Raw genomic sequence first — 521 nt, 5'->3', positions numbered from 1 at the left:
TGATATTACGTTTATCGATTGGACAGCGTGTCAATGATTCGAATGATAGAACAGGGAAGTCACCGTTAGTCGGTGTTTCAACTACGAGCTCTAGGTTTTCGATTCGGATACCGAACGCATCTGCACGGTAGTAACCAGGCTCATTTGATAGCACCATGCCTTCAGTTAGCGGCACATCAATTTGTTTCTTCGAGATGCTTGCCGGACCTTCATGCACACTTAGGAAGTGACCTACACCGTGGCCAGTGCCATGGTCGTAGTCATAACCTTCCGCCCAAAGATGTTGGCGAGCCAATGTATCGATTTGGTAACCGCGAGTGCCTTTCGGGAAGCGGGCACTTGCTACACCGATATGACCTTTCAGCGCGAGAGTGAACTGCTTGATCATTTCTGCTGATGGCTGACCAATCGCGATGGTGCGTGTAATATCGGTTGTGCCATCTAGGTACTGACCGCCTGAATCAACAAGGTAAAGTGTGTTCAGCTCTAGCTTACCTGGCTCAGGTTGGTTCTCATGATTG

Annotated in this window: 1 protein-coding gene; it reads right to left on the bottom strand. The window is 48.9% G+C overall.

Annotated elements, in window-relative coordinates; genetic code table 11:
- Nucleotides 1–521 (bottom strand): M24 family metallopeptidase (locus R7044_RS27975; protein WP_225456346.1); only part of this gene is annotated, 521 nt, incomplete at both ends.

The sequence above is a fragment of the Vibrio sp. 1402 genome (assembly GCF_033340275.1).
This window is presented reverse-complemented; position numbering and strand designations above follow the sequence as displayed.